The sequence below is a fragment of the Actinoplanes sp. NPDC049118 genome (genome assembly GCF_040648555.1).
Lineage (GTDB): Bacteria > Actinomycetota > Actinomycetes > Mycobacteriales > Micromonosporaceae > Actinoplanes.
This window is the reverse complement of the sequence record NZ_JBEZDY010000078.1, coordinates 1-1,897: the sequence shown is the minus strand read 5'-3', so window position 1 is coordinate 1,897 and position 1,897 is coordinate 1. Positions and strand designations below refer to the sequence as shown.

The 1,897-nt window shown below is 66.4% G+C and carries 3 protein-coding genes; 1 reads left to right on the top strand and 2 read right to left on the bottom strand.

The features are described 5' to 3' along the window. On the top strand, positions 1-196 hold a 196-nt coding region (locus AB0B58_RS42290; protein WP_360237072.1), incomplete at its 5' end, for a hypothetical protein. A gap of 386 nt (positions 197-582) precedes the next feature. Here the strand turns inward: AB0B58_RS42290 and AB0B58_RS42285 are convergent. Then, entirely contained in the window at positions 583-921 is a 339-nt protein-coding gene (locus tag AB0B58_RS42285; protein WP_360237069.1) for a transcriptional regulator, read from the bottom strand. Next, a complete protein-coding gene (locus AB0B58_RS42280) occupies positions 918-1,559 on the bottom strand; it encodes a hypothetical protein (RefSeq protein WP_360237066.1) in 642 nt (213 codons plus the stop codon). The genes AB0B58_RS42285 and AB0B58_RS42280 overlap by 4 nt, the downstream gene beginning before the upstream one ends. Between the last annotated feature and the right edge of the window lie 338 nt (positions 1,560-1,897).

Here is a 1,897-nt window from a genome sequence, read left to right as displayed (position 1 = left end):
GGATATCTCATCCCTCCGGCGTACAAATCCCATCGATCATTGTCACGCCGACACGCCGGGGAGGCATCGATCAACCCGACCATTCAAGATCTGTATCGGCGCGTTACGCACCGCCGGAATCACCAACATCGCCGCCGGCACCCGCCATCACGCCCGCGACAGCACCCGACCGCTGGCACTCCTCGGCATCACCTGACGACTTTGCCGGGGCCCTGGGGTCAGTCTTCCGGGAGCAGCGACAGATGGTCTCACCGAGATGACCCAGCCGTTCTCCCAGCGAAAGATCAACGATTGGCGTGTGCCAGCCGCTTCCGCATGACCTCCCCCGTGGTGGTCATGCGGAAGCGGAACGCGACACCGCCGGAGTCGATGTCTGTCCGCGCGCCCGAGTCGATCCACGACATGGCCCTCGAAGCCTGCGGTCACCCGGCCGGGAGGAACCCTTCCGCGCCAACGCTCGCCCCTGACGTCTGGGGATGTATCGCAGCGACTCGTTCGCCGCGATGCCACACACCAACAGCCGGCTGACCGAGGGCCGCGCCGACCTGACGATCTGCCGGGCAACGTCACGACGCGTCAAGCTCATGGGTCCGTGTCGGACTCGGCAGTGCGCAGCCGGGTCACCAGGCGCTCGAGCGCAGCGACCTCCTGGCGCAGGGCAGTGCGTCCCTTGCGGGTCAGCCGGAGCCAGGTACAAGGCCGGCGTCCCTCGTATCCTTTGTGAACCTCGATCAGTGCGGCCTGTTCCAGGATGCGGATGTGTCCACCGAGGTTGCCGTCGGTGAGTCCAAGTTCGTTACGTAGGACGGCAAAGGTGCATTCGCTTGCCTCGCTCAGCACGGCCAAAATACCGAGCCGTACCCGTTGGTGCACGACCTCGTCGAGTTCCAGGAACGGGTGCGGCGAGGGCTCTGTGTTCACCGTGGTTCGCGGGAGCGCGCCGCGCGAACCGCCGCGAACACCAGCAGCGGCAGCGTCGCCAGGATCAACACGGGTCCGGGCCGGTTCAGGCCGAGCAGGGTGATCTCGCCGCCGAGGGCCGGACCTTCGCCTCCGCTGAGCAGCCAGTCCATCCAGCCCGGAATGCCACCGAGGTGGAAGTACTGCTGCCACCAGGCGAGCAGGCCGAGCCAAGCGCCGGCGGCGATGAGCCAACGGCTGCGCTCGACCCAGCCGAGCACGGCGACGGCGGCCGCGATCGGTATCAGCGGCGTCCGAAACGCCCGCAGCCACTGAACGCTGGGCTCGGTCGGCGCTATCTGGTCGGCCATCGCTGCGGTCTGCGGGTCGACGGGGATTGCGGCCAGCAGCGCCAACCCGACCAGTAGACCTAGTCCGACGCCGGCGAACCATCGCCACGGCACCCGTATGCCCGTGCGCTGGGCGCGCCGTTGGTACCAGAGGCCGATCACCACGAAGGCGACGGGGGTGCCGATGAACCAGAACAGGTACGAGGCGAGCGCGCTGTGCTCGTCGGAAGGTAGTCCGGCCCACCTGCCGCTGCTGAGGCTGCTCACCTGTTGGTACGGCTGCTGATATAGCGCCGTGCTGAGCAGCACCAACGCGGTGAATACCGCCGCAGGAACCCCTGCCCCACCGTGCGCGACGAGTCTGGCCCGACGGCGCAGCCGATGTACCTCTGTCAGCGTCTGCTGAGCCTCAATGTCCATTTCACTCCCTCTGTAAAGGCGACCGCTCTGTACCGCAGAGTACTCATCCGTCTTGCACCCGCCTGCAGCGGGGTGCAGTGACCTTCAAGCGTGGTCGGCCGAAGTAGCCGAGGAAGCCGAGGATGAAGCCGATCTAAAACTGACGGTCATCGTTGACACCTGGGTCTCCGAACACTACGGAGACCATCTATGTCCGAGCCCACCCCACCACTCGACCGGGACGCACG